This is a genomic window from Niabella yanshanensis, from assembly GCF_034424215.1.
Classification (GTDB): domain Bacteria; phylum Bacteroidota; class Bacteroidia; order Chitinophagales; family Chitinophagaceae; genus Niabella; species Niabella yanshanensis.
The window spans coordinates 2261659-2286469 of sequence record NZ_CP139960.1; the positions used below are offsets into that span (position 1 = coordinate 2261659).

Sequence of the window (24811 nt, forward strand, 5' to 3'; positions counted from 1 at the left end):
GATTCTATGAGATTTCTTGTCTTGTTAATTTCTACAATAGTTTGCACCTATGGCTACGCTCAAATGCCAACATTAAAGGTGAATGGGGAAAAAGATAATCCGGTTATCCTGGAGCAAATGGATATCAATGTAGTCATTACCGGTAATATTGCTACCACCACCATGCAGCTGAGTTTTAAAAACAATGGTAGCCGGGTTTTGGAAGGCGAACTCACCTTTCAGTAAGCAGGTATGGGAAAATGAGCGAAGCCGTGCCAGTGTCAAGAGCGCGGGCTAACCGCCAGGTCCATAGTGTTGAAGACGCGGGTGTACTTGCTATTTCAGATTGTATGGAGTGTAGGCGATAGTAAATATGTAAAGCTCACCAACTAATCTCATATTTTTCATATTATTTAAACAGCTATAAGACCGAAATCTTATAGCTGTTTTGCTTTAAGCAAACATTTACTCCGTTTAATAGCCACTATTGATAGGTCTAAACGTGGTTATCTCTTTTTAGTGACTTATTGACCCCACAAAGCGACAATTTTGATATTATACTCAAGTTATCCCTGTTTTTTTTCTTTTTGAGCATAGAAAACGCTATTTTCCGCAGGTTTTAAAACTAATTATAAATATGACATTAATTGTTTATGAGAAAAAAGGCAGTTTGCTGCCCTTTTTACGAAGCATGTCGAAAACAGGAGCAATCGCTTGTTTTTCACTGCTTCTTGTATTTCAGGCGAAAGCTGAAATAAATTTGAAGAATGACTTTGATTTAAAGACAAACATCTCTTACACAAAAAAGGCTTTTAAGACGGTTACCGGTCAGGTTATTAATGCAGACGGCAGTCCTGTTGAGAGTGCGGTGGTAAGCGTCAAAGGCCGTAACACTGTCACTACGACCGCTAATGATGGTAGTTTTTCTATAGAAGCCAATGAAGGAGACGAACTGATCATCTCTCATGCTTCCTATATTACACAAACCATTATAGTGGGGTCAACCAGTGCTATTACTGTCACCCTCCGGCAGAACATAGGTAATTTAGACCAGATTGTAGTGACTGGTTATACCGAATACGCGAAACGCAACAGCCCCAGTGCTTCCACCCAGGTAAGCGCTGCAGATATCAATAAGGTTCCGATGAGCACCCTTGACCAGATACTGCAGGGAAGGGTACCGGGTATGAGCGTTATATCAAGCTCGGGGCAACCAGGTCAGAGTGCTTCTGTAGTAATCAGGGGTATGGGATCTATAACCGGCACCACTACTCCTTTATATATTATGGATGGTATTCCTATAGAAAGTGGGTACTTCCAAACCATTAACCCGGAGGACATCGAATCAGTTACCGTATTGAAAGACGCCTCCGCCAAAGCATTGTATGGCTCCAGAGGCTCCAACGGTGTAATTGTGGTTACCACCAAAAAAGGCAAGAAAGGCAGGCTGAATATAGGCTACAGTTCGCAATATGGTTTCTCAACATTGACACAGCCGGGTTTTGAAATGATGGACACCCGTGAGCGCCTGCGATTTGAAGAAGAAGTAGGACTGGAAACCGGCCGTGATATTGGTCCGGGCTGGACGCTATCTTCTAAAAACCCGGATTATGCTACGCTGTCTCCTATTGAGCAACAACAAAGAAATAGTATCCTGGATAGCCTGGGACGGATCAATACCGATTGGAGGGATCTTTTCTTTCAGAACGCCAGCTTTATGCAGCAGCAACTGAGCCTGAGCGGTGGCAACGAAAATGTTCAGACCTACAACGCAATAGGCCTGTGGCGAGAGCAGGGTATTGTAAAGGAAACCGGGCTGGACAGGTTTTCACTGCGCAGCAATACCAATATGAACTATGGCAAGTTTACCGCCGGCTTCAATATCAACCTCGGTTACTCCAGCTCCCGGTTCACTTATAATGAAGGAGGAACCAGCGTAGGGTCACCTATGGCATCAGTATATTATGCACTACCTTACGAATACCCTTACACTCCCGACGGTGTATTTCATGCTACTGATGATGGGTTAGGCTTTTATGATACCCGCGAGGGAAGCAGGGGTATCGACGTCTTATACGGTGCTTCGGACAAGACGGAACAATTTAAAACCATCCTTGGAGTTAACCTTGCTTATGAAATCATCAAAGGATTAAAAATCAGTACCCGTAATGGCATTGACTATAGGAATTCAGTAGACCAGGTATTTATCAACCCCTTGTCTTATATTGGCAGCAGGCAGCCGGGCGAAAAGGGCGCTTTTGGAGAAGGATTCAGAAGATATTTTAACCTCGTATCGACCTCCGGTATTACTTATAAGAAAAGAGCCGGCATACACGATTTTGAAGCATCCGGATTCGTGGAATATGTGTACAACAATACCAGATCTTTTAGTTACCGAGGGTATGGCGTGGATGACCGGTTACCCGAAACGCCTGCCGGCATCACGGTTAGTACCGATTTCCTGCCAGATATATCTGGCACCCGTAGAAACAGTGCATTGTTTTCCTATATGGGCTTGGGCCGGTATACATTGAACAATAAATATACTTTAACCGCCAGCTACCGATACGATGGCGCTTCTGTGTCGTCGGTACCACTTAAAAACCGCTGGCACGGCTTTTACTCTTTCGGCGCTAACTGGGATGTTAAGCAGGAAGATTTCTTAGCCACAACTGATATCATTACAGCCCTGAACTTAAGAGCCAGCTACGGCCAAACTGCCAGTTCTTTTGATAAATATTTTGAATACCTGCCGCTCTATGGCGTAGGAACTACCTATGGCGGCCAACAGGCCATTGTTCCCACTTTTATCGGGAACCCCGACTATGACTGGGAATACGTAGATGAACTCAATATAGGATTTGACATTTCACTTTTTAAAACACAAAGAGTAAAATTAACCGCTGACTGGTATAATAAGATCACCAGGAACATGTTTATAGATCTGAGACCTTCCGCCACTGCAGGAGCGGGGACCGATGGAGATATACCTTTAAGTTCGGCAAGAATGGCTAATAAGGGAATTGAATGGAGCCTGAGTGGCGATGTGATCCAAAAGCCAGATTTTAACTGGAACATAGGCGTAAATGGAGCTTATAATAAAAACGAAATTTTACGGGTAAGTGATGTTACGGATTTTATACAGGAAGGCGATACCCGATGGATTGAAGTAGGGCGTCCTTATGGCACTTACTATGCACCCAGGTGGGCCGGGGTAGACCCTGCAAATGGTGATGCGCTTTATTACAATCGGGATGGCTCTGTTACCAACGTGTATAGCGCGGAAGCACAATCAGTACCACTTTCTGCCAATATGTTCCCCAAATTAACCGGCGGTATTACTACTGCAGTGCGTTGGAAAAGTATAACAGTGAGTGCCTTGCTCGCGTTTGTATCAGACGTACAGCGCTGGAACAATATCGACTTTTACAATGAAAACGAGACCTACATGGGCAGCAACCAAAGCAGAAGAATGTTATATGATCGCTGGAAAAAACCAGGCGATAATACCACTCTGCAACGCATAGATGTACCAAGAAATTTTACTTCGAAAGATATACAGGACGCCTCCTTTATGCGTTTAAGAAACCTGCAACTCAATTACAGCATTCCCGCTACCCTGTTGCAATCTACCAGGATTTTAAAATCTGTAGATGTTTTCGTACAAGGGCAAAACCTGTTTACCTGGACCAACTGGCGCGGACTGGATCCTGAAAACAACCGCCAGTACGGCCGGTTTGAGTATCCGAATGCCCGGAAATACACCGCAGGTATAAATGTTAATTTTTAATCTGATCATCATGAACACAAGAAAAATAGTTGCTTTTGCATTATTGACAGGACTTACATTCCAGTCCTGCTCCAAACTGGATTCGCCGCCCACCGATTTTATTGATCCCACCAAAGCCTTTCGAAATTTAGATGATCTGAATATGGGGGTGTTAGGTACTTATGCTGTGCTAACTTCTACGCTTATTGAGGCTAGTGCCATAGTGTCGGACGAAGTAATGTACCCTACAGAAAATACCGTATCCAATAACACGGCGCACAGGTGGTTATATAATTCCACATCAGGATCTGTCACATCGGCCTTTTACGAATACTATGAAGTTATTGATCGCGCTAACCGGGTACTGGAGGCTATTTCCGTGATTAAAGTGGGGGCCGCCGGTCAAAGCCGCCTGGATCAATACCACGCTGAAATGCTCGCCGTTAAAGCTTATTCTCATTTCGAACTGCTAAAGGCCTACGCTTCTTCCTATGAGCCTGATGGAATGGGCGTGCCTTATATGAAAGAGCGCAAAGTAGGTTACCCGGCAAGAGAATCAGTGAAATCAAATTTCGACAATATCAATGCAGATCTCAAAGCCGCCAAAGAACTGATGTCTCCAGGTTTTAACGACAATACACGTATTACCAGATCCGGTATAGCTGCTATACAGGCAAGAGTTGCTTTATACGAAAAAAAATGGAGCGACGCTGTTACCTATGCGTCCGAAGTGATCGCTGCAGAGCCTTTGGCTCCGAAAAGCGATTTCAGCAAAATATGGGATGACAATAGCCAGTCAGAAGTGATCTGGAAACTGGCCAGAGTGATCGGGGATTCACGCCTGGGAGCTGCATTTTTTCGCGAAACGGGCGAAATTGTGCTGTATGCCCCTTCGTTCAAATTGATCGATCAGTTTGGTACGGTAGCTCAACGAGCAGACGATGTTCGCTTCGACAGTTATATTCAATATGCTCCTGCCCGGCCAGCTGGTAAATCGCAATACCTGGTTAATAAATATGTCGGTGGTGATGCTGCTTATCGCGGGCTTACTGCCGTTAAGCTGTTTCGCGCTGGAGAAATGTATTTAATAAAAGCAGAAGCTGAATTGGAAAATACAAATGGTACAGCAGCCATTGCTGCGGCAGCCAAAGATCTGAATGATTTGAGAAGAGCCCGGATCTACAATTATATTGACCAGAATTTTACTGATAAGCAAAGTCTCTTAAATGCTATCTACAACGAACGTTTTAAAGAGCTGGCGTTTGAAGGCCACCGCTTTTTTGATCTGAAACGCAGGAATCTACCGGTAGAGCGTACCACACAGGATGCCATCAATACATCAGGAGCGGTGAGGTTAGATCCAACAGCGGCTCAATATTGTTTCCCCATTGCAGCAAATGAAATGTCTGTTAATAAAAATATGATCCAAAACCCGAATTATTAACCCCTGAGATTATTAGTAATGAAAAAATTATATATCCTATTGGTTGCGGCAGTGTTGCTGACGAGCTGCGAAAAAAAGTGGGACCCCAATGATCCTTTCAGACCTGATGCTCCCCAACCTGCTGAGCCGGAGATCCGGTCAGCTTCTATTGGTATCGTTGGTGATGTAGCCGATGTACAAACCACCACCAAAAGTGGAATTGTGATCATGGGCGGAGGCGCGGACGTATCAGCAGCCTTTCAATGGATGATAGCCCGGAGCGGTGGTGGCGATGTGGTGATCATCAGGGCAACAGGCACCGATGCTTATAACCCTTATATAAAAGGATTAGGAACCGTAAATTCGGTTGAAACATTGAAGATTGACTCCCGTAAGCTGGCAGATGATGAGGGCGTAGCTAAAATCATCCGCGATGCAGAAATGCTGTTTATTGCCGGGGGTGATCAATCTGATTATACCGGGTATTGGAAAGGCACTAAGGTAATGGCTGCGATCAATTATTTACTGACTGAGAAAAAAGTACCTGTAGGCGGTACCAGCGCCGGTGCAGCCATTCTTAGCAATTATTATTTTAGTGGAGAAAGAGGTACTTTGGAGTCTGCCGAAGCATTGGCTAATCCATACGCTCAAAAAGTAACCCTTGGCCGGGAGGATTTCCTGAAAGCACCATTCCTTCAAAATGTAATAACCGACCAGCATTTTAGTCAACGTAACCGCCAGGGGCGTTCTATCACATTCCTGGGCAGGATCATGAAAGACTGGAGTAAAACGCCTAATGGCATTGCCGTTGATGAAGCCACGGCAGTGTGTATCGATGAAACCGGTATAGCACAGGTAGTAGGTTCAAACAAAGCTTATTTTCTAAAAACAAATGCCGCCAAAGCTCCCGAAACCTTCACTTCGGGAAGCCCGGTTACCTGGAACAACAGTGGCCAGGCGATACAGGTATCAACTATTTCAGCAGCCGCAACCGCCAATAAATTTAATATGACCAGTTTTGAACCGGAAACCACAGCCGGCCTGGAAAAGTTCTGGTGGTCGGTGATAGGTGGAAATTGGGTTCAGTCCCCTCGTCCTTAATGACTCACAGAAAAATAAAATACATTTAAAAATGAGCACTATTCTAAAAACTTTTTTTTCAGTTCTGGCTTGTAGCATCATCATGCTATCCTGCAGCGATAAACCAGCAAACACTGATAACTCCAGATATGTGATGGTTATTCATGGCGGTGCAGGTACCATTGAAAAAAAATTCATGACGCCGGAAAAAGAAAAGTCCTACACGGCTGCGCTTACAGAAGCATTGCAGCATGGATATAACTTATTGAAGGAAGGGAAAACCTCGGTAGAAGCAGTGCAGGCAGCTATTAATGTAATGGAAAACTCTCCGTTGTTTAATGCAGGGAAAGGTGCCGTATTCACAAATGATGGCAAAAATGAACTGGATGCTTCCATCATGGATGGGCAAACCCTGAAAGCCGGCGCGGTAGCGGGTGTCACCAATATCAAAAATCCCATAAATGCGGCGATAGCCGTAATGAACCAATCAGAGCATGTAATGATGGTAGGCAGGGGTGCCGAGCAGTTTGCTGCGGCCAACGGCTGTGATACCGTCCCCCCTTCTTACTTTTTTACACAAGAGCGTTGGGATCAGTTGCAAAGAACCATAAAGGAAGAAGAACAGGGTCGCGCAGCATATAACGATATTGATCCCCGAAAAAGTGAGATCTATGGCATTTCTGATAAAGACAAAAAATTTGGAACGGTTGGAGCCGTGGCATTAGATAATAAAGGCAACCTGGCTGCCGGCACTTCTACTGGAGGAATGACTAATAAAAGATACGGTCGTGTAGGCGACTCCCCTATCATTGGTGCAGGTACTTATTGCAATAATGCCACTGCCGGTATTTCCTGTACGGGTTGGGGCGAATACTATATACGGGAAGTTGCGGCTAACCGTATGTCGGCGCTTATAGAACTGAAGAAGCTTCCTGTTAACGAAGCGGCCAAACAGGTTATTGAGGAGATCGGAAAAATGGGCGGCGACGGTGGTATCATTGGCCTCGATAAAGAAGGAAAAATCGCCATGGAATTTAATACATCAGGCATGTACCGCGGTACAGTTGATAAAAATGGTAAAATATCAGTATACATCTACAAATAATGAAAACATATTTGAATAAAAAGAGCGCATTGCTCACCGCATTGTTATTTGCTACAATGTTTTCCTTCGCCCAGAATAAAGGAACCCTGTTTATTATTGGCGGTGGAGACAGGTCTCCTGCATTTGTAAAACAAATGGTGGAAACAGCCAAAATGAAACCCAGCGACTACATTGTTGTATTACCCATGGCTACCAGCATTCCTGAAGAGTCGGTGGCTTATATCAGCGGTCAGTTATCAGTTGCATGTAATAATAAAATCACCAGCTTTAATTTCACCAAAGCCCAGGCCGACAACCAACAGAGCTGGATTGATTCGGTTAAAAATGCACGCTTTATTTTCATCACCGGCGGTGATCAGAATAAATTTATGGCGGTAGTGCGAGGCACCAAACTATACGAAGCGCTTCACCAGGCCTTTCGCAATGGCTCCACTATTGCTGGCACCAGCGCTGGCGCCGCAGTAATGTCCCAGATCATGATCACCGGTGAAGAAAAAGGAAAGAGTGACAGAGACAGCTTCAGGGAAATTAAAAGCAACAGTGTTATTACCTCTTCCGGGATGGGCTTTTTAACCGCTGCGATCATTGATCAGCATTTCATCATCCGCAGCAGGTATAACCGGCTTTTAAGCACTTTGGCAGACCACCCCGATAAAATGCTGATCGGGATTGATGAAGCTACAGCCATTATCGTTACAGGGAAGAAAGCTACCGTAGCCGGAGAAAGCCAGGTAGTGGTGGTTTCAAAACCTAAAAGGGTAAAAACAACACAAGGCAAAGCCACTTTTAAAAATGCAACCATTTCTCTTTTTTCCGCCGGAGAAAGTTTTGAACTAAAATAATATCTAAGCCAGTCCTAGGGAAATATAAAACCGGGGCGGGGCCGACAAAACTTAAATACGTTAACATGACGATCTTACTAAAAAAACTGTTTCCCGCTTTTTTGCTGATAGCAATAGTAGCGTTGGCGGGCTGTAAAAAGACCACCTACAATTTTGATGATTTACCGCCTACGGTGAAAAGCTTCTTTTCAATCGGTAATACCGAATTGAAGATGAACGAACCTATTCAATTCAAAAATGAATCTGAAAATGCTGAATCTTACAGCTGGGACTTTGGCGATGAGACAAAATCCACAGAAAGTAATCCCACCAAGACTTATACCCAACCAGGTATTTACACCGTTAAGCTAAAAGTAGTGGGCGCCGGTGGTACAGGTAATTACACCAGGGATCTCACCATCATCGATCCTGATGCCAATACAGGAAGCGATAAAGAGCTTTTCTTTATTGAATACGGTACCAAGCTGATACGTAAAATTTCGCTCGTTCCTGGCTCTGCGGCTGAGACAGTGATAAATATGACAGGCAAAGAAGCGCATGGAATGGCTTATGACTCTATCAATAAAAAAATATACTATTGCGACTTTCAAACTTCCAATTCTGGTAAGATATTAAGGATGGATGCTGATGGTACTAATATTGTAGAACTGCTTTCAGGCCTCGCAGCGCCATACGGAGTGGCTATTAACCTGGCTGAAGGCAAAATGTACATAGCAGATGGCCCCAATGTATCAAGAGCCAATTTGGATGGAAGCGGGTATGAGAAAACTTTCATTACGGTAACTGATGGCGCCATGAGAGCAGTAGGGTTTAACCGTAAAACTAATATCATTTATTACTATGAAGTCAACGATGAGAATATGCACGCTGCAAAATCTGACGGAACAGGAGCAGGAATAGTTATTGAGGGAGCTTATGGCTATGGCTTGTTGATAGATGAAGTACACAATAAAATTTATTATGACGATCGCAACAAAACGGGACTTATGCAGGCGAACCTGGATGGTACCGGCATTATTAAACTGGCTAATTTTACAGGTAGCAGGGGTAGTTCGGGCATAACCATTGATTATAGCGCCAATAAACTTTATTGGGCTGAAACAAATAACAACCTTATCAAACGCGCCAACCTGGACGGAACAGCAGCCGAAACTTTTGTATCAGGCGTTAATAACCCCAGAGGCATGTTTATCAAATAAGATTATAAACAAATTTCAATAAAAAAGCAGGAAGAGCTCTATTCCTGCTTTTTTCATGCCTGTCATTGGGGTGCAATTCAAATTTTCGCCTATGCTATATTTCCTTTTGTAGATCCTTTTGAGCCTGTCGGGAAATCTCCAGGGCGATCGCATCAATTCCTCTTTGTTTGAAACAGAATATCACTGCTACGCAGCTCAGATAACTAACGAATTATTATGGCAGCTATTAATACGATGCCGCTATGCGGCAGTGATCACAATAATAAAAGCAGCATAGCTGCGATATATTAATAAAGAACAATCACAAAGGAGGTAGAGCTGCATCGCAGCGATATATTAATGATTCATGCATCCGCCCGGGGAGATCTCTACTATTTCCGAGACGCCTCCCCGTCCCTGCCCGTCTGGTCAGGCGGGCGTACCGGCACGGGCGGGCACTTCGGACGGCATGACTTAGCGAAAATTTGAAATACACCCCGTCATTGTCACGTATATCCACTACACAAAAAAGCTGCGATCTTGACGGACCGCAGCTTATATATGAATTCATTAAAACCCTACCTCAAATACCCCAGTATCTTCAGCATGCTTTGTGCCGACTGCTCTTTGGCATATACCCACTCTTCCAGTTCGCCATTCTTATCATACTCAATAATAACGTGTTTGGGAGAAGGGATCAGGCAATGTTTAATACCTCCGTAACCGCTGATCTGGTCCTGATAAGCGCCCGTATGGAAAAAACCTACATATAAAGGTTCATCATCACTTTCCTGGCTTTGCTTCTTCTCCAGGTCTACTGCATCTACTGGTCGCACCCGGGAGTTGCCTACACCATTATCATTCTTTATCTTAGGCAGGAACACCTCGTTGATATGCTCTTCACTGTCATAATAATCATGACCATCACAGGTAATACCGCCTAATACTACCCGTTGGTATTCGTTATCCCATTTGTTAATAGGTAACATCAGGAATTTCTCCCCGATGCCCCAGGTATCAGGTAAGGTAGTGATAAAAGAAGAGTCGATCATATACCAGGTTTCCCGGTCGTTCTGACGCTTCTCTCCTATTACACTGTAAATATGCGCCATGCTCTCACCCACTGTGTAGCTGCCAAATTCAGTATAAATATTCGGAACAGGTACTTTGGCCTTCTTACAGGCAGATTTAATATTGCTGATGATCTCGTTGATCATAAACTGGTAATCATACTCAAACGCCAGGCTATGCTTAATAGGAAAACCGCCACCGATATTCAATGAATCCAGCTCGGGACAAATCTTTTTTAACTGGCAATAAAGGTTAATGCTTTTACGCAATTCACTCCAGTAATAGATATCGTCTTTAATACCTTTATTCAGGAAGATATGCAGCATTTTTAACTGGAATTTATCCTCGTTACCTTCTATTTCATCTACATAAAATTCCAATACATCTTTAGAGCGAATACCTAGTCTTGATGTATAAAAGGGAAAAGAAGGTTCTTCTTCAGCGGCCACACGTATACCAATCTTAAAAGGCTCTTTACTTTTTACACTGCGTTTATACATATTGAGCTCCTCTTTGTTATCCAAAACAGGAATCACATTTTTGAAGCCGCTATTAATAAGCTTGGCAATACGGGAAGTATAATTTCTTTGCTTGAATCCGTTGCAAACAATATTGATGTCCTTATTGATCTTACGGCGCTTATACAACTGGTTGATAATATCAATATCATAAGCAAAAGAAGTCTCCAGGTGTATATTGTGCTTAAGAGCTTCTCCTACCACGAATGAGAAGTGAGAGCTTTTGGTGCAATAAGTATAAAAGTATTTTCCTTCATACTTATACTTCTTCATAGCGTTGGCAAAATACTGCTTGGCCTTGTTGATATTAATACCAATTTTGGGCAGGTAGCTTACCTTTAATGGCGTACCATACTTTTCAACTAACCTCTTATAATCAATGCCGTTAAAAATAAGGTCGCCCTTTTTAACTTCAATATTTTCCTGCGGAAAATTAAAGGTCTGTTCAACCAGGCCTAAGTATGAATTGTTCATTTGCCATAACGCCGGCTGCACCGGCACTTATTGGTTTAAAAATTGAGCGCTAAATTAGGAAAAATACAAATGTGCAGACATTAAATTGTCTGACTGGAATTCTGCTAATAAAAAAGGCGATGCATAATGCATCACCTTTAAATTTTTTTGCTATAAGCAATTACTTCACAGAAGCTACCAAAGCTTTGAAAGACTCGGGATTGTTCATAGCTAAGTCAGCTAATACTTTCCTGTCCAACTCAATACCTTTTGTTTGTAATTTATTGATGAATTGAGAGTAAGTCAACCCTTCTTCACGAACTGCAGCGTTAATACGAGCGATCCATAAAGTACGATATTCTCTTTTCTTTAATTTACGACCTACATACATGTAAGTCATACCTTTTTCTACAACGTTCTTAGCAACGGTGTATACGTTTTTACGTTTACCGTAAAAACCTTTGGCTTGTTTTAATATTTTTTTCCTGCGGGCTTTAGAAGCAACTGCATTTACTGAACGTGGCATATCTTAATATTTTAGATTTCAGATATAAAATTTAAAAAAATCTTTCCCTGAAATATTTTTAAAATGTTTACTAATTATTTTAATCTCAACAAACGTTTTACGAAATGTACATGAGATGGTGCTACTGTACCATCGATGCGCATACCGCGCTTACGCTTAGTAGATTTTTTAGTTAAGATGTGACGTTTGAAACTCTTTTGGTGAGTGATCTTGCCAGTAGCTGTTACTTTAAAACGCTTTTTTGCGCTTGAATTTGTTTTTACCTTAGGCATGGTAAATTTTAAATTTAATTGTTAACCTTTGAGGCGTCTCCACACCGGTGGAGCCCTTTACGGGCCTCTTCAGGAAATATCCACTTTTCTCAAAATGGAGTGCAAAGGTACAACAAAATTGCAATTGATAGTTTCTTATCCGCTATTTATTATTTTATAGCTAATAATCAATAAGTTGCGCACAAAGCTCTCTTCTTTTTTCCTCTACGTAAGCAATAATCTCAAAAAAATATTATATTTCGCCCAAAGCCAAACATTTTAATTGACTATTTACTTTGCTGAAGATACATATTGTGAAGCGGAGCTGTGTGCATTGAGTAATGGCCTCAACGCATCAGGATGACGGGAGTATACCGGGAACAGCCGGTACGGACACAATTATAAATTTATGAATCATTTACCACATTTGATAACAGATCTGGCGCTGATACTGGGCGTAGCCGCTGTTATCACCCTTATTTTCAAAAGACTGCAACTTCCTTTAATATTAGGCTACCTGGTATCAGGCATTTTAATCAGCCCCAATTTTAAAATATTCCCTCCCAAAGTTTACGAAATAACCGATGTGCAAACTTGGGGCGAGATTGGCGTTATATTTCTATTATTTAGTCTGGGACTCGAATTTAGTTTTAAAAAGCTGGCTAAAATGGGCGGATCGGCCACTACAGCAGCCGGTTTTGAGGCCATTGGTATGGCTGTAATTGGATTCGGTCTTGGAAAATTGTTGCATTGGTCCTTTATGGATTGTATTTTTCTGGGGGCCTGCCTTACCATTTCATCTTCCTCCGTGATCGTAAAAAGCTTTGCCGACCTCGGATTGAAGCAACGGAACTTTGCTCAACTGGTATATGGCATATTGGTAGTTGAGGATTTGATAGCCGTGGTGCTCCTGGTGTTGTTAGGCACATTTGTAGCCAGCCATAGTTTTGATGCCGGGCAAATTAGTATGTCCATTTTAAAATTAGGTTTCTTTCTTATTGTATGGTTTGTGGGAGGAATTCTTTTCATTCCCTCCCTGCTAAAAAGAGCCAAAAATTTTTTAACTGATGAAATACTATTAATTGTAGCCGTTGCCATGTGCTTCCTGATGGTATATCTTTCTTCGCAGGCCGGCTTTTCCGCAGCATTGGGAGCCTTTATTATGGGGTCTCTTTTAGCGGAAACTACCAAGGCCGAAAGAATAGAACACCTGGTTATCCCGGTACGGGATCTGTTTGGTGCCATATTTTTCGTTTCTGTAGGTATGTTGATCGACCTGAATGTAATTAAAGACCATTGGTTGCCGATTTTATTGATCACAGCAGCTGTAATCATAGGTAAAAGCATTGTGATCACCTTAGGGGCATTTATTTCGGGAAACAGCCTCCGGACATCCATCCAAACCGGCATGAGCCTCGCGTTGATTGGTGAGTTCTCATTCATCATTGCTTCAATGGGCGTAAAGCAAAAAGTGGTGAGCCAGGAGCTCTATCCTATTATTATTACCGTTTCTGCCTTAACTATTTTTATAGCGCCTTCCTTAACGCTTTCCAGCACCCGCATTTATAATTGGATTGCGAACAAGCTTTCTCCCAAATGGGAAGCACGTTTAAACAGGTATAGCTCTGAAGCCACTGCCTTAAGAGCCGTAAGCGACTGGAACCATGTATTGAAATTTTTCCTGATCAATACCATTGTCTTTTCAGCAATCGTAATTGCATTGATCATTTTGAACGACAGTTTTGTTTTACCCTGGCTACGGGAAGTGGCAAGGGGATTCGGACGCGCCACATCTGCAGTGCTGGCGTTATTGGCCATGGCCCCTTTCTTATGGGCATTGATTGTAAGAAACGAAAAAACAGAGCCTTTTGCCAGGATCTATACCCAACAGAAATATCATGGCCCTATCTGGATCATGCGCATCATCAAAGTGTCCCTGGCCCTCCTGTTTATTATCGGGCTTTTAAGAAGTATCTATTCGCTCGATTTTGCACTGATGGTAGGTATTGCATTATTGGTGCTATTATTAATTTTCAGGAAAAGACTGCAACGCACTTACGACAACATCGAGGACCGCTTTGTAAAAAATCTCAATAACCGGGAAATTGAAGAACAGCGCCTTTTGGCCGAACAGGCAGCAGAGAAAAAGAATCAGAACCTGGCTCCCTGGGATGCCCACCTTACTACTTTTGAAGTAGCGCCGGAGGCCGTAAATATTATTGGTAAAACACTGATGGAATTACAATGGCGGGAACGGGTAGGTGTAAATGTGGCTATGATCAAACGGGGAGCCACCTCTATTATTCCACCCGACCGCGATGAAAAAATCTACCCCTTTGACAAGCTTTTTATTATTTGTACCGATAGCCAGGAGAGAAGAATGAATGCCATTTTACGACCTGATAAAAAAATCATAGAAAGCGCCCGCGAGGTGGAAATGAAACTGGATCAGTTAACCATTGACGCTGACTCCCCATTGATTCATAAATCTATCAGGGAGAGTGATATTAAAAATCTGGCCCACGGATTGGTAGTAGGCATTGAGCGAAATGGCGAACGCCATTTGAACCCCGAATCTACCTGGGTTTTTGAAGAGGGAGATCTTTTATGGATTGTGGGCGAGAAGAAACTGATCAATACAATAGCAGAGTAACGGACAACATTCTTTAGTTTATTAACGCAACTTGTAAGTTTCTCCGGGTTGGGAGCTCTCTACTTTTTGCTGGTTACCACTAGCTGATGTATTACATCCTTTCTGACTAAAGAACCAGGCAGCAGCTATTAACGCAATACCCAGTACCACCCACATTAAAGTAGTACCACTACGTCTTTTTTCATCCGGAAGCAATAACTGTTCACGCATTTCTGCAGTAGTGGTCTCCTTATCTCCTACCAAAGTCTGATGACTGGTATTTTCCCTTGATATTTTTTTGGCTGTAACATCAGTAAACGGAGATATTTGAGCTGCCGTTGGCTGAAATACTACCTGTCCGTCCCTTTGTTCTAATATGCCCAGTCCAGGCCAGTTAACAGTTTCCCCGTTACTCAGCCGGGATTGCAAATCGGTAATAAACTGCTCCAGATGCCTCCCTGCCTCATCCATAGATATATTTCTGTTACCCGCCAACCAGCTTACCAGTCTGCTTTTTTCATCCATATTAACATCTGGGCTATAAGGCCTGAAACCAACTATCCAGGTTGGAGCTGCAATCGTAGAATCGGCAAGATTAGCATTAGCAACTTTATTCTCTAATTCAAATCCTCCAATTGTTGGCAACGATAATCTTTTAAATTCAAACAGATATTGTAGAAGAATATCAAACATGGTGACCTAATTTTAAACGAATATAGCAAATATGGCCATTGCGATCACAGCAGCGAGACTGCCGGAACCAGATTTTGTTCTGCTCCTTAACTCTGCCTGCTCTTCACCGTCTCACTATTAATTATTTCGCTATGTTTGTTGAATATAAAAACAAATGATCTGATATGAAATTGATGACCTCAAAATATGCCGAACCATCCGTTAGTATTGCACTGTTGCTACTACGTGTAGTTGCGGGTTCTTCGATGTTGATGAATCACGGACTTAAGAAACTCAGCAACTTCAATGCTATATTATCCAAGGGCTTTGCCGATCCATTTCACATAGGCACCAAAGCTTCCCTTTCATTGACCATTTTCGCAGAGGTATTTTGCGCAGGCTTGCTAATTATTGGCTTACTAACCAGGCTCGCATCTTTACCTCTTATTATTGCTATGGTAGTTGCTTTGTTTTTTGCACATGGCGGACAACTCTTTGGCGAAGGTGAAAGCGCAGGCCTGTTCCTTACTATGTTCATTGTCATATTTTTAATGGGACCGGGCAAATTCAGCCTGGACAAAAAAATAGGTAAGTAACCATGTATGTGGCTGAAACAAATATAAGAGTGCGCTATGCAGAGACCGATCAAATGGGTGTAGTATACCATAGCCATTATTTTCAATATTTTGAAGTAGCCAGGGCCGAATGCATCAGGCACCTGGGCTTCACTTATGCAGACATGGAAAAAACCGGCGTCATCATGCCGGTAGTGGAAGTTAATTGTAAATATTTGAGGCCGGCCTTATACGACGATTTGCTCACTATTAAAACAATATTAAAGCAGCTTCCGGAAGACCATAAAATCCTGTTTCACCAGGAAGTGTATAATGAAAAAAAAGATCTATTGGCAACCGGAAATGTACTGCTCTTTTTTATGAATGCAGCCACGCGTCAAAGGACTAAGATGCCCGATACACTCTATCAGAAAATCAAACCTTCTTTTGATGCAGGTGGAGACTAATAATATTGCAGGCTCCGGCAATACAGCTAACCCGATGCTACCGAAGTATCCTTTATCCGAACCGGTTGCATCTAACGCTTTGACCAATGCTTTGAAAAGCCTGGTTTTATATGTAGGCTTTGGCTACCTGTTACTTCGACGCTGGGATTTATTGCTGGTAATATTTGGTATCTTACTACTACATGAAGCGGGCCATTTTATTGCGATGAAGTATTACCGTTATGCTGATGTACAAGTGCTTTTTCTACCCTTTATAGGCGCATTGGTAAAAGGTTCTAAAAACGAAGTCAGCCAGCATCAAAGCATTTTCATTTTGCTGGCTGGTCCGGTACCGGGTGTATTACTGGGAGTAGCTGCATATTTTATTGACATAGGTTACGGTGGAATAAATATTGGAGATATCCCACTTCAATTGATTGCGCAGCTGCTCATTTGGGCGAACCTGCTAAATCTGCTACCCGTTTATCCCTTGGATGGGGGTCAATTGCTGAATCGCGTTTACTTCGAGGACGAAGGCGTCCTCAGCGATATTTATTTCTATTTGTCAATGGCTGTGATAGCCCTTACCATCTTCTTCTTAAAATTCTACATCCTGCTGGTGGTACCTGCGCTCCTGATTTACCGGCATATTAAAAGTCGCCGCCTCACCAAATTGGATAAGGAATTAGAACATGCAGGTATTGACGTATATACCAGCTATGATGAGTTGTCCGACGAAGATTATTGGAGGATAAGAAGGATTGTACTTCAACAAATACCAGCTTTCAAAAATATCGATCCCGGTCCACCCTACAAGTATCACACTTATGAAGATAAAATTGCCAGTGAAGTAGATGCGGTACTATCACCCAGGCTATTGTTATTGGATGTATCCCGAACAACAAAAATAATACTCGCTTTGTGCTGGTGCCTGATGATAGGATTACCCTGGATATTAAAAATCGATTTTTCATTGTTCCAATATCTGGCCCGATAATACTATCTTACAGTCTTTAGATCTGTAACAATAAAAATACGTACGATGAAAATACCTAACGGACATCAACCTTTAATGCCTTACCTGATCCTTAAAAATGCAGAAGGTTTTATAGCGTTCACCAAAACAGTATTTGGAGCCAGAGAGATTTTCAAAAGCTATCGCGACAATGATAACAAGATCATTATGCATGCCGAAGTACAAATAAACGGATGCAATATCATGTTTGCTGATATGAACGAATTTTATGGCGTGGCTAATTCCAATTTATTCATTTATGTAGAAAATGCGGATCATACTGTGGCGCTCGCTGTAGAAAATGGTGCTGTCATCGTTAACGAACTCGCCGACCAGGACTATGGACGCAGCGGTGGCATCGAAGATCCTTTCGGGAATGTTTGGTGGGTTACGAGTATAAAATGATCAACGTTTCCGCCCATTGTTTGGATACTCATTGATCCAGGTAAACTTTGTTTTCAGAAGCCTGTAATCTTCTTTCCCTTTTCTTGTGGTTTTTATATGTACCAGGTTGTCATTAATTTTTCCGGAAAAAACAATGGTGTCTTTGGCCTGTTGATACTTCGTTTCAATAAAAACCTTATGATCAGCATTGTAAAGCGTCATCCCGGTACTTTGCCACCCAATACCGGTATTCAAAGCTATTAAATCATCATTTTTAAATCTTACGGTTGCTTCCCCAACGTGTTCAATATATATATTGCTCCAGGAAGCCGAGTCAGGAAGGTTGTTAAGTAATGTAGAATCAGGGGATCGAACTTCAAAAGAGTGAACAACATAAGCACCTTCCAACGGCACACGAGGCTTATCAAGTGTTGCCCATAATGGCGGTATCGCCGAATAAAATATGAGCCCGATCACTACAAATTTAGCGGCTCGCAATACATAATACATCCACTTTTTTCGCAGCCAAAAATGACTAAACGCGAGTGCTGTGGTCTTATGGAGAATGAAGAAATCGAACAAAGCTCTCCACTCATAGGTTAAGATGAATACGCAAAACAATACGATGTGGGTTGAAAACAACTTTACCGGAACATCATACATATAATTGAGTAGTACCACATTGATCATTACCGTCATGCTAAATAATGCGCCAAAAGTTTTCGTCCTCCGAAATAAAAGTAGCAGGCCTCCTATCAATTCCAATAAGCCGGAAACAAAGGTATAAGGTCTGGAAACCCCCATCATTGTCCATACGATACCCATGGGGGTAATATCCCCAATCCTTGTATCCAGTCGCTGATAACTGTTTGCTGGAAACTGTCCGTCAAAAACTTTAGCGAGCCCATATACGATCAATGCATAACCGACAAAATATCTTGCGAGCACAATGGTAAAAAGATAAAACTGGCGATAATTCCTCCGCCTTTGGTCGATGAACAGTGTTATTGCCCCTGCTCCGTAAGAAAACAAAACACAAACGAATACTAATACGTAATGATAAGTAGTATCTCCGCTACCGGTAAGTTTTATTTTCTGTAGATGTTGAATGTGCAAAAACTTTGTCCCAAACCAAATAACAAATTCTTCGAGCCATACTGCAGAACGCCCAAATTGAGATGTTGCAACGTACACATATACATAAAAAATTATCCAAAGGCTGAAGAATTTCCGGAGTTGAGAATGTTGTGCTTCGGTGGTTGGCAGATGGGGTAACTTCATAGTACGCAGTTTTATATCAGGATAAAAATTGATCTCGTAAACCAGGGTCAGGGATCATACATGCTTCCCGCTTACCAAACAGCCGATACCGGTTCCTGGCAATCAGCTCATAGACTGCATCTCTTATGAATTTTGGCAATACGATAAATGCATACAGCCATTTTACCGCCCCCTTCAACTGCCGGGCAACTTTTAGGGCGGCATCTGACCTGGTATATATAGCATTATTGTTTATATACACAAAGGACTTTAGATGATCTTTCGGCAAACCGCTTTTGGCAAGCAGCTTTTGCCCCAGGTCTGACTGTAGCGACGCGAATTTAAACTGTCTCTTCCTATCCCTTTTAATAACGTACTGTACTGCGCCGTTGCATAGATTACAAACGCCGTCAAACAGAATAATATGACCATTACTGGTTTCCATATTTTATTTCGAGGGTTCTAAACTGATATATGCACGTTGTATCGGCTTCTCCAGCGTTTTGGTCGGATCTGGTGTAATACTATCCAGCCTGAAAAGATATTTCTGATCTTCTAACGACAAAGTGTAAGCAGCATTAAGCGATCTCCTTTCACAATCGGGCCCTGTACAAAGCTGTACATTTCTTTCCGTTTTACCATCCACCACAACGTTTAAAACAGCTACAGCCTCTCCCGCTCTTATGCACCGGGCATTCATCGGGCAGCGGCTCTCGTTAATTTCCTTCAGCGTGATTACTACATTTTGATAAGTCGCTTTTTCATTTACCTGCAGCGATATAGCGTGTGGCGGTGTTACAACAGATTTAGAACCTGTGCAGGCATTTAAAAATAATGCAATAACAAAGAGTACAAAATAAGGTTTCATATCGTACAAAGTTACACAATTGGCAACTTCCAGCCATTATGGTATACAGGCTTTACCAATCGGGTTGCCTTCTCCACATTAAATTTACTCTTTGCTTCATCCCAGTAGATCTTCTCTCCTGCTCTCAACGCTACATTGCCAAAATGACTGGCAATGGCCACTTTTGCGCCCGCCTCAAACGGACAATTTAGATCATTCATCTTACGGGATTTTACCACATCTATAAAATTAGCAGCATGTTTATCCAGGCCGCTGTCTACAGATTTTGACCAGGGCAGGGCCTCCAGCTTATCTTTTTCAGGCTTCACCTCCCATCCCTGCCGGTTTAATAATAATGTGCCGTTTTCACCAATAAAAGCAATCCCGTGCTGCATCCCATATAACCCCACTCCTGTGGCCATATTATGCTCCCAGGTCATTTGAAAATTGCCGAAATCATATAAAGCAGTTTGAATATCCGGCGTTTCCCTGGCATCTGACGGGAACACATATTTACCACCTGTAGCCATTACTGATTTAGGTGTTCCAGCCTTCATACCCATCAATACCATATCGATCAGGTGTACCCCCCAGTCGGTCATTAACCCGCCTGCATAATCCCAAAACCAACGAAACTCGTAATGAAAGCGGTTCTTATTGAAAGGGTGTTTTTTTGCGGGTCCCAGCCACATATCATAATTAACACCAACAGGCACCGGCGTGTTAGAGACTACAGGTAATGCTTTAGAGCCACCACGATACATCCAGGCCTTGGTAGAAGACACTTTGCCCAGTTTGCCAGAATGTACGAAAGCGATAGCATCCCGGAAATGTTGCTGGCTGCGCTGCCATTGCGCTACCTGTACCACTTTACCATAGCGCTCTACAGCCTTGTTCATTAGCTGTGCTTCATATATAGAATTGGCTACAGGTTTTTCACAAAACACATCTTTCTCCGCAGCACAGGCATCTATCAATTGCAGGCAATGCCAATGATCAGGAGTAGCCACCACCACAATATCTACATTCTTATCCGCAAGCAACCTGCGATAATCACCGTATAATTTGGGCTTAATATTGAGTTTAACCAGGTCAGCCTTACGTTGGTTGAGTATATTTTCATCTATATCACAAAGCGCCACGCACTCTACTTCAGGCACTTTTAAAAGGGCTGTCAGGTTTGCCATCCCTGGCCTTTACAACCAATCACACCAAGGCCTATTTTATCGTTAGCAGAAACACCGGAGCGAATGGCTGCCAAAAGATCGGCTGAAAGTAAAGTACCGGTGCTTAGCGCCGCAGCAGTTTTCAAAAAATGACGTCGATTATTCATATGGCAATAGAAGACGGGTCCGTCTATTTGAGATTAGATATTTAATTTAACCTTTTAAAAATATCTAAAATCGGGCAAAGCCCGGCTATAAAAAATAGTACAACGTTTGAATAAAATGATGATATACACAAACGGGGTGCCGGTTGTTTTAACATTTCTTTTCCAATGTAGATTTTTCAGGTATCTCATTGTTGCCTCGCGCCAGAGGTACAGGTAACATGAATGTACCGCCACCTAAGTAAAATAGACCTGAACAAGTTCGCTGGTTACAATACTGCTTATCATTTGTGGAGCTGTTCAGCATCTAAACAAAAAGCCCGGCAGCATGCCAGGCTTTTGAATATACATAAATACATAGCAGATCAATTGCCATTAAACCTACCCCATACTTCGTAAATTGGATCACCCTTAGAACTCTTACCGGAATGGACCCAATTGTCATCTTCAAGTTTACCATCAAAACTCAGGGACATGCCCACACGCGAGCTATCTCTTGAAAAGAATTCAATATATTCCGTATATTTCCCATCCTTAAAAGTATAGTTGCCACCACCTGTTCCGGAGAACTCCCCGGTTTCAACATTAATAGCCGCCCATTGAAAACGGGTTGCAGTTAACAGTTTCAATGTCCTCCTGGGCCTTAACGGGATATCGGCCATTTCTTCCCCCTGTTTTCTTTTAATGATGCGCCAGTTACCAGCAAGGTTCTTCCCCCCCGGATCCACGCGTTTCCATTTAAGTTCGAAGCCATCCAACGTAGTTGTCAACTCGTTCCCAGACAACTTATAACCATACTCCTGAATTTTACCCACTGCCGATTTATCTGCACTATTAAACTCTGTTTTGATCCTGATCTTATTATTCTCAATAACAAAAGGACCACCCGCAGTAAGCCCGAATTTCTTTTCTTTCAAATTGTACTGAGTAAACATGCAATACCCATCTTCAAAAAGAATCGAAAAGTCCTGTCCGCCATAACTCAGACTCCATGCACCTTCCAGAGAATCTGCCTGGGCGATCTGCTGCTTTTGATTCATGGCCAGAAAGCCGATGGAACATATTAAAAGAATTGCCGGCAACCATTTCCTGATAATCATATCATACATTTAGAGGTTAAAAATTTACGACTTAAGAATACCTTCTATTCCATTCAGCTCGATTTTATCAAAACTAGTATTGTTCAAGCATTTCAGAGAATCCAGCAACTGCGCTGCACTACTGGCGCCAACCAATACAGAGGTCACTCTTTTATCTTTCAGCAACCATGCCAGGGCCATCTGGGCAAGACTCTGCCCCCTGTCACTTGCAATTTCGTTCAATTTTTTTAATTGGTCAACACGTTCTTCTGTAATCGCTTCTTTTTGTAAGAACCCATGAGATTTGGCGGCTCTCGAATTACGCGGAATTCCTTTTAGATACTTGTTAGTCAACAAACCCTGCGCCAATGGCGAAAAAGGTATACAGCCTACCCCTTCTTTTCCAAGCAGATCCAGCAAGCCGTCTTCTACCCAGCGCTCATACATAGAATACTTGGGTTGGTGAATAAGGCATGGCGTACCCATTTTCTTCAGCATATGAATGGCTTTCTTTGCTTCAGGTGCTTTATAATTAGAAATACCTACATACAGGGCTTTACCTTGCCGCACAATCAGATCTAATGCCGACATCGTTTCTTCCAGCGGCGTACCCGGATCGGGGCGGTGATGGTAAAAAATATCGACATAATCCAGCTTCATTCGCTTCAGGCTTTGGTCCAGGCTGCTCACCAGGTATTTTTTGCTGCCCCAATCTCCGTAAGGCCCATCCCACATAGTGTAGCCGGCTTTGGATGAAATGATCAGCTCATCCCGATGATCTTTAAAATCGGTATGTAATATTTTGCCGAAATTTGTTTCAGCGCTTCCCGGAGGAGGCCCGTAATTGTTAGCCAGATCGAAATGCGTAATGCCATTATCAAAGGCCGTATGCAATGTTTTACGATATACTTTAGGGTCATCCACATCCCCAAAGTTGTGCCATAAGCCTAACGATATTGCAGGCAATAAAATACCCGATTCGCCACAACGGCGATATTGCATTTGGGTATACCGGTCAGAAGAAAATTTCATTTTATATTCTGTTTGATTATGATAGGATTTATTTTTATAACGAGGTCAGGGCTTAAGCTCCGGCAATGTCCACCACACCGCCTGATTAGGTTTTCTGCGAAGATCGGCTACAGCTCCGTTCAATATAGCTGAAATCATAACACCGGGAGACGCCCAGTTTTTAGGGGAAATATTCCTGGTTGCCAGCAAGCCAAACCGTTCCCGGTACTTTTTATTGGTGAGCACCCAACGCAACAATCCATTGGCCAGTTTCGGTGAAGGACACGTAAACATTTCTCTTTTTAGGCGATCAAGTGTAGACCTGAACATAGGATGCAGCGCATCATATACTTCACGGTTGTAAGCCTGCATGGCTGCGCCCCAGTCTTTTTTACCTTCCTTCCAATCTATAAGCTGCAATGCCAGTATTTTAGCACCCAGTAAAGCATCATAGATACCCTGAGCATCGTAAGAGTCTTTTTGATGATAGGCATCACCAACCAATGTCCAACCATTGCCAGCGGCCTGCCGGAAAAGATTGCTGACATTTTTCATACCACTTAATGGAGTTACCTGATGGGCATTTTTCAATCTCTGTGCTACTCTTGGGAAAGACGCGATGGTGCTATGATACCATTCATCTGCGCCGGCAGGTGCGTTGAAATAATCATGTCTGCATTGGGCCAGAACGCCTGTAAGTCCCCTGCTCGCCGGTATTACTACTGCACTAAAGCCATTACACCCCGAATGTATTTGTATCCATTCTTTGTCCTGCGCCTTGTAAGGCGCAACACCCTCCCAGTAAGCATAATATACGGCTGTATTATACTGCTTTACTTCTTCAGTGATGGAGGCATTAGCCTTTCTGGCAACCACACTATGTCTGCCATCTGCACCAATTACCGCCCCAGCCGAAAAAGTTTTAGATTCACCTCCTTTGTACATGCCTGTAACACCAGAGACCTTTCCATCTTCGTCAACCAATAATTCCCTTACCGAAAAGTTTTCCAGTTGAGTTACAGAAGGAAAACGTTCCAGGTTTCTCCATATTGCTTCATCCAGAATCTGCCGGTCTATTCCATATAAGAAATGACGACCATGCACATCCGGTATTTCTACAAAAGTCCTGAAGTACTCGCTCATTTCTAATGCTACGCCTGCAAAACGGGTATTATCGGGTGCATATAAAGATTCGTCAATGCCGATTTCATCCAGCAGCTGCATACCGCTGCTTAACAGCAACGGACAGGACACCACTGTACGGCCGGGCATCATATCTTTTTCCAATATCAACACTTTTAATCCGGCAGCACCCAGCCTTGCAGCCAGGGAGGCTCCTGCTATCCGGCCACCAACGATAATCACATCATATAATTCGTCATTCAT

General features: G+C 42.7%; 24 protein-coding genes. 12 read left to right on the forward strand and 12 right to left on the reverse strand.

The window, feature by feature from the left end; translation table 11 throughout:
* Positions 1-6: 6 nt before the first annotated feature.
* The 7 genes from U0035_RS09095 (at position 7) to U0035_RS09125 (ending at position 9397) form a co-directional block, all read left to right on the forward strand.
* The gene (locus U0035_RS09095; protein ID WP_162817947.1) at positions 7-225 is read left to right on the forward strand and encodes a hypothetical protein; all 219 of its coding nucleotides are present in this window, start codon (positions 7-9) and stop codon (positions 223-225) included.
* A 391-nt stretch (positions 226-616) separates the two neighbouring features.
* Entirely contained in the window at positions 617-3769 is a 3153-nt protein-coding gene (locus U0035_RS09100; RefSeq protein ID WP_114792004.1) for a SusC/RagA family TonB-linked outer membrane protein, read from the forward strand.
* Positions 3770-3779: 10 nt separating this feature from the next.
* Positions 3780-5192: a RagB/SusD family nutrient uptake outer membrane protein gene (locus U0035_RS09105; RefSeq protein WP_211316492.1), complete on the forward strand. Its 1413-nt coding sequence runs from the start codon at positions 3780-3782 to the stop codon at positions 5190-5192.
* Positions 5193-5210: 18 nt separating this feature from the next.
* Positions 5211-6272: a cyanophycinase gene (locus tag U0035_RS09110; RefSeq protein ID WP_114792006.1), complete on the forward strand. Its 1062-nt coding sequence runs from the start codon at positions 5211-5213 to the stop codon at positions 6270-6272.
* A gap of 31 nt (positions 6273-6303) precedes the next feature.
* On the forward strand, positions 6304-7356 hold the full coding sequence (locus tag U0035_RS09115; RefSeq protein WP_114792007.1) for an isoaspartyl peptidase/L-asparaginase family protein: 1053 nt from the start codon (positions 6304-6306) through the stop codon (positions 7354-7356).
* The gene (locus tag U0035_RS09120) at positions 7356-8198 is read left to right on the forward strand and encodes a cyanophycinase (RefSeq protein ID WP_114792008.1); all 843 of its coding nucleotides are present in this window, start codon (positions 7356-7358) and stop codon (positions 8196-8198) included. Before U0035_RS09115 ends, U0035_RS09120 begins: the two co-directional genes overlap by 1 nt.
* A 65-nt stretch (positions 8199-8263) precedes the next feature.
* Positions 8264-9397, forward strand: a complete 1134-nt coding sequence (locus U0035_RS09125) for a PKD domain-containing protein (RefSeq protein ID WP_114792009.1) — start codon at positions 8264-8266, stop codon at positions 9395-9397.
* Positions 9398-9954: 557 nt separating this feature from the next.
* Here U0035_RS09125 and U0035_RS09130 read toward each other — a convergent pair.
* The 3 genes from U0035_RS09130 to rpmI all read right to left on the reverse strand — a co-directional run bounded on the left by U0035_RS09130 (position 9955) and on the right by rpmI (position 12216).
* Positions 9955-11439 carry a type III PLP-dependent enzyme domain-containing protein gene (locus tag U0035_RS09130; RefSeq protein WP_114792240.1) on the reverse strand — a complete coding sequence of 495 codons (1485 nt, stop codon included), beginning with the start codon at positions 11437-11439 and terminating at the stop codon, positions 9955-9957.
* Between the two features lie 160 nt (positions 11440-11599).
* The gene (rplT, locus tag U0035_RS09135; protein ID WP_114792010.1) at positions 11600-11944 is read right to left on the reverse strand and encodes a 50S ribosomal protein L20; all 345 of its coding nucleotides are present in this window, start codon (positions 11942-11944) and stop codon (positions 11600-11602) included.
* 74 nt (positions 11945-12018) lie between these two features.
* On the reverse strand, positions 12019-12216 hold the full coding sequence (gene rpmI / locus U0035_RS09140; protein ID WP_114792011.1) for a 50S ribosomal protein L35: 198 nt from the start codon (positions 12214-12216) through the stop codon (positions 12019-12021).
* A 388-nt stretch (positions 12217-12604) separates the two neighbouring features.
* On the opposite strand from rpmI, the gene U0035_RS09145 reads away from it, so the two are divergent.
* Positions 12605-14848, forward strand: a complete 2244-nt coding sequence (locus U0035_RS09145; protein ID WP_114792012.1) for a cation:proton antiporter domain-containing protein — start codon at positions 12605-12607, stop codon at positions 14846-14848.
* 21 nt (positions 14849-14869) lie between these two features.
* Here the strand turns inward: U0035_RS09145 and U0035_RS09150 are convergent, their stop codons facing one another.
* Positions 14870-15520 (reverse strand): HU family DNA-binding protein, encoded by a 651-nt coding sequence (locus tag U0035_RS09150; RefSeq protein ID WP_114792013.1) that lies wholly within the window; start codon positions 15518-15520, stop codon positions 14870-14872.
* Positions 15521-15684: 164 nt separating this feature from the next.
* Between U0035_RS09150 and U0035_RS09155 the strand changes: the two genes are divergently transcribed.
* From U0035_RS09155 to U0035_RS09170, 4 genes are read left to right on the forward strand one after another with little or no spacing between them, the layout of a single operon-like run.
* Positions 15685-16095 carry a DoxX family protein gene (locus U0035_RS09155; RefSeq protein ID WP_114792014.1) on the forward strand — a complete coding sequence of 137 codons (411 nt, stop codon included), beginning with the start codon at positions 15685-15687 and terminating at the stop codon, positions 16093-16095.
* 2 nt (positions 16096-16097) lie between these two features.
* A complete protein-coding gene (locus tag U0035_RS09160; RefSeq protein ID WP_114792015.1) occupies positions 16098-16520 on the forward strand; it encodes an acyl-CoA thioesterase in 423 nt (140 codons plus the stop codon).
* The gene (locus U0035_RS09165; RefSeq protein WP_114792016.1) at positions 16504-17496 is read left to right on the forward strand and encodes a site-2 protease family protein; all 993 of its coding nucleotides are present in this window, start codon (positions 16504-16506) and stop codon (positions 17494-17496) included. Before U0035_RS09160 ends, U0035_RS09165 begins: the two co-directional genes overlap by 17 nt.
* 45 nt (positions 17497-17541) lie before the next feature.
* Complete coding sequence (locus U0035_RS09170) at positions 17542-17919, forward strand: VOC family protein (protein WP_114792017.1); 378 nt, start codon at positions 17542-17544, stop codon at positions 17917-17919.
* Here U0035_RS09170 and U0035_RS09175 read toward each other — a convergent pair whose 3' ends face one another.
* The 8 genes from U0035_RS09175 to U0035_RS09210 form a co-directional block, all read right to left on the reverse strand.
* On the reverse strand, positions 17920-19179 hold the full coding sequence (locus U0035_RS09175) for a DoxX family membrane protein (protein ID WP_114792018.1): 1260 nt from the start codon (positions 19177-19179) through the stop codon (positions 17920-17922).
* Positions 19180-19195: 16 nt separating this feature from the next.
* Positions 19196-19603: a thiol-disulfide oxidoreductase DCC family protein gene (locus U0035_RS09180; RefSeq protein ID WP_114792019.1), complete on the reverse strand. Its 408-nt coding sequence runs from the start codon at positions 19601-19603 to the stop codon at positions 19196-19198.
* Positions 19604-19606: 3 nt separating this feature from the next.
* Positions 19607-20026, reverse strand: coding sequence for a hypothetical protein (locus tag U0035_RS09185; RefSeq protein ID WP_114792020.1), 420 nt, complete (start codon positions 20024-20026; stop codon positions 19607-19609).
* An 11-nt stretch (positions 20027-20037) separates the two neighbouring features.
* The gene (locus U0035_RS09190) at positions 20038-21192 is read right to left on the reverse strand and encodes a Gfo/Idh/MocA family protein (RefSeq protein ID WP_245957779.1); all 1155 of its coding nucleotides are present in this window, start codon (positions 21190-21192) and stop codon (positions 20038-20040) included.
* Positions 21180-21338, reverse strand: a complete 159-nt coding sequence (locus U0035_RS09195; RefSeq protein WP_327138741.1) for a twin-arginine translocation signal domain-containing protein — start codon at positions 21336-21338, stop codon at positions 21180-21182. Before U0035_RS09195 ends, U0035_RS09190 begins: the two co-directional genes overlap by 13 nt.
* A gap of 362 nt (positions 21339-21700) precedes the next feature.
* Positions 21701-22435, reverse strand: coding sequence for a DUF4488 domain-containing protein (locus U0035_RS09200; protein ID WP_114792021.1), 735 nt, complete (start codon positions 22433-22435; stop codon positions 21701-21703).
* Positions 22436-22459: 24 nt separating this feature from the next.
* Positions 22460-23446, reverse strand: a complete 987-nt coding sequence (locus tag U0035_RS09205) for an aldo/keto reductase (RefSeq protein WP_114792022.1) — start codon at positions 23444-23446, stop codon at positions 22460-22462.
* Positions 23447-23491: 45 nt separating this feature from the next.
* Positions 23492-24811 carry an NAD(P)/FAD-dependent oxidoreductase gene (locus U0035_RS09210; RefSeq protein ID WP_114792023.1) on the reverse strand — a complete coding sequence of 440 codons (1320 nt, stop codon included), beginning with the start codon at positions 24809-24811 and terminating at the stop codon, positions 23492-23494.